This window comes from Hymenobacter terrestris, from assembly GCF_013377905.1.
GTDB lineage: Bacteria > Bacteroidota > Bacteroidia > Cytophagales > Hymenobacteraceae > Hymenobacter > Hymenobacter terrestris.
In genome coordinates, this window is record NZ_JABKAV010000128.1 from 1 (window position 1) to 2935 (window position 2935).

Sequence of the window (2935 nt, forward strand, 5' to 3'; positions counted from 1 at the left end):
TCAAGATTGGGCCTGCCCACTCAACCACTCTAGCTCCTCCTGTGCGACCTTTGGATTTATCGTGCTCATCACATGGCTCCCAATCGTGTCCATACACAGCTGCCGGGTTGGCCCATCAGGGCGATAGTGCTCAACGAGCAGATGAGCGGCCCATAGATTGATATAATAGTGGCCTTCTTGCAAAAAGCCGATAAATGCTTCCATTTGGTTGGCCGTTGTGAGGCCTTCATACAAGGCCACAAGGGCCTGTTTCGCGGTTTCTGCGCCGGGGCCAGAGGGCGTAATGCCTCGGAAAAAGTTCTCCCGGCACTGCATCAGGAAGGAATCGGTCAAACGTTGTATTGTTCTGGTTGTCTGAAAAGCTGTTCAGCGAAAGGGTTTTATAAGTAAAGTAATCACTCCACAGCCTCTAAACAGCTGGTGATAGGTTCGGGCTACAAGCTAGTCCCGCCGATTATACGATGTTGCGGCCGGTTTGCGTGATGGTGACGTCCTTACCCGCTATCGTAAGGCAGTACAGCGCCTCCAATTTGGCGAGCGTGCCGCGGATCTCCTGCTCTGTCAGGCTACCATCGTAGTGCTGGATTATGTGCTCCACGGTCTTAGGGCTTGGTGTGGGATATTTCAGGAACCGCAGCATGGAGTCGTTCCGGTAAGTGAACCCCCGCTTAAAGAAGAACTTATAACTGGCACCGTCTGCTAGTGCTTGCTGAACCCATTCCCAACTGTGAAACAGCTTCCATATGTCGTAATGTTGGTTATGCCGCTGTCGGTCGAGCTCATACGGGACCCCCGCATAGATGATGGTCGCGAAACGGGGCTTGCGGTGGGTATTCTCGGGCGGTTCGTAAGCGGCCAGTTTCTCTTCCAACGATTCGGTCAAACGGGCCTGAATTTCCACCAGTGCCTCCGGTTCCAGCGTCACGATGGGGACGGTGTCTTGGCTCAGGCCTGGCAGCAAGGCGGAATCGATGTAGGGAGCAATGTCGAAGTTGTCGAAATCGCTGACGTAACCGACCGAGCGGTACACGTTATCCTTGTAGACGTATAGGTACACTCCATCGTGCTGGGGCTCATCCTGTTGAATGCGGGCTTTTTGCTCCCGGCGTAGCTGGCAGGTGTGGCAAATATGCTTCGGCACGTACGGGCTGTCAGAGGGTAGGATGAGCTTACCGCAATCGGCACAGGTAATGGCGTGCTCCCGCTCAGTCCAGCGGGGGCAATCAAGGTCGGGTTCCTCGGAGGGCAAGTATAGGGTTAGGCCATACGTACCATGGGTCTGCTCCACAAAGGTTTTGACGAATTCGGCTTCGGGCCAGGGCGGCACTTGGCCACTGAAGAGTCGCAAATCGTTGCCCAGCGTCACCGTACCTAGGGTGTGGCGTTCGGTTCGTTGCAGGGGCCAGATGCCCCTCTTCACATACACGTTCAGGCACAAATACCAGCCCTGCGTGTCGCCATCCCAGATCGCTTCTAGTACGGTAGGTTTGCCGCTCACCTGCTGCAGGGCATAGTCTAGGGAGTCAAACGAGGTAATATCGGGCATGGAGGGAACAGGCGCAGTATGCGTACAGAAAGAATAGGAAGGCGTATGTCGCTCTCAGATGTGTTCAGCGGAACGGTCGTGGCTTGAACCGTAACGAATGACCATATCTGTGCTTCGGCTCGGAAACTCCCATTGCTTGACTCATGCACGGGCCAATTCCCCGCGCGCAGCCATTTGACGCGGTTAAAACGGCGCCTGAAAATAGGGCCACGCGAAGTAAAGCACCGCCCCTTGCAGCAGCGTCAGCACCAAGGTAACGCCCCAGAAAGCAGCTTTGCGGTTTTTATGGCGCAGCAGCAACATCGCCGCCCACGCGCCGGGCGCCGCGCCCGGCAGCGTGGCCAGGTGCAGCGTCTTTTCGGCAATGCGTCGCTGGTCCCGTTGGGCTTTGCGTTTGTCCCAGGCGAAGAGCAGGAAACACAGCAGGTTGAAAAACAACAGGCAACTCCCGAGGATTGGCATGGTGCGGGCGGTGGGCCTTTCTGAGTAGTCTGTTACGGGTTTCGGCCGAGGTGGTCGCCGCACGGGTCTGAACCAGTTGGGCAGGTTCAGAAAGGGGCGGGGAAGACGGGATGCCAGCGGTTGGGCAGAAGAAGAGTGCACCAGCGGGGCCGCAAGTCATTGAGCGGCGTTCATTAGAACAGTCCGACTAGCCAAAGGAGGAATAGGTCAGCCGACTGGTCGCGCTGATGCTGCCTTCGCTCTGGACTCTACGGGGAGGCTAACAAGCTCTTTCCTGACAATAAACGGGTCCCAGTGCCTCATTTTAGGGGTTTTATAAAAATAAATACCCGCCCAAAAGCCGCTGCGTTCCGCCAGGTGCAGCGGCTTTTCGAGGGAGGCAATCCCCGGGGCTTACCCGGCGTCGCCGGACCTGGAAACGGTGGGCTCCGGGGCGTTGCGGGCCCGGGCCGAAGCCAGCAGCCGACAGGCGTCGCGGTGCAACGCCGTAGCCGCGCGGGCCACCATCTCGTTCAGTTCCACGCCCGGCAGGGCCCCGCCCAGCACGTTGATGACCGCGAGGCAGACCAGGGCGAGCCCCGCCGCGAGCAGCGCGGCCGCCCGGAACAACAGATGGGCGTAGAACTGGAGCAGGGGCATAGGGCGGGACGGCAGAAGCAGAAAGGTGAGTCCTTCCGGCGGACTAAGATATGGAAGAAAAATAAGCCAGCACCCGGGCGCGGGTGGCCGTGTCCACTTGGTTGGTCAGCCGAGCAGAACTTGCGTTCAGGCAAACGGTTCACCCTTAAACGCCCTCTGGTGGGGTAAACGAGGGGATGCCGTGGTAGTCCTCGTTGCCGGAATCGTAGCGGTAGATGTACACGTCGGTGATGGTGCGGGTGTGGAAGAGGAAGTCGATGGTCCGCAGGTCGTGCCCCAGCGCCGGGG

At 58.2% G+C, this 2935-nt stretch carries 4 protein-coding genes; all 4 read right to left on the minus strand.

The window, feature by feature from the left end; genetic code table 11:
- Positions 1–333 (minus strand): hypothetical protein, encoded by a 333-nt coding sequence (locus HW556_RS18150; protein WP_176901531.1) that lies wholly within the window; start codon positions 331–333, stop codon positions 1–3.
- Between the two features lie 121 nt (positions 334–454).
- Positions 455–1546, minus strand: coding sequence for a hypothetical protein (locus HW556_RS18155; RefSeq protein WP_176901532.1), 1092 nt, complete (start codon positions 1544–1546; stop codon positions 455–457).
- A 183-nt stretch (positions 1547–1729) separates the two neighbouring features.
- Entirely contained in the window at positions 1730–1984 is a 255-nt protein-coding gene (locus HW556_RS18160; RefSeq protein WP_218136971.1) for a DUF1294 domain-containing protein, read from the minus strand.
- A 417-nt stretch (positions 1985–2401) separates the two neighbouring features.
- Complete coding sequence (locus HW556_RS18165; RefSeq protein ID WP_176901533.1) at positions 2402–2647, minus strand: hypothetical protein; 246 nt, start codon at positions 2645–2647, stop codon at positions 2402–2404.
- Between the last annotated feature and the right edge of the window lie 288 nt (positions 2648–2935).

Bases quoted from the DNA above. Each gene is read 5' to 3' on its own strand.
- HW556_RS18155 (WP_176901532.1), bottom strand. From the start codon at position 1,546: ATGCCCGATATTACCTCGTTTGACTCCCTAGACTATGCCCTGCAGCAG.
- HW556_RS18165 (WP_176901533.1), bottom strand. From the start codon at position 2,647: ATGCCCCTGCTCCAGTTCTACGCCCATCTGTTGTTCCGGGCGGCCGCG.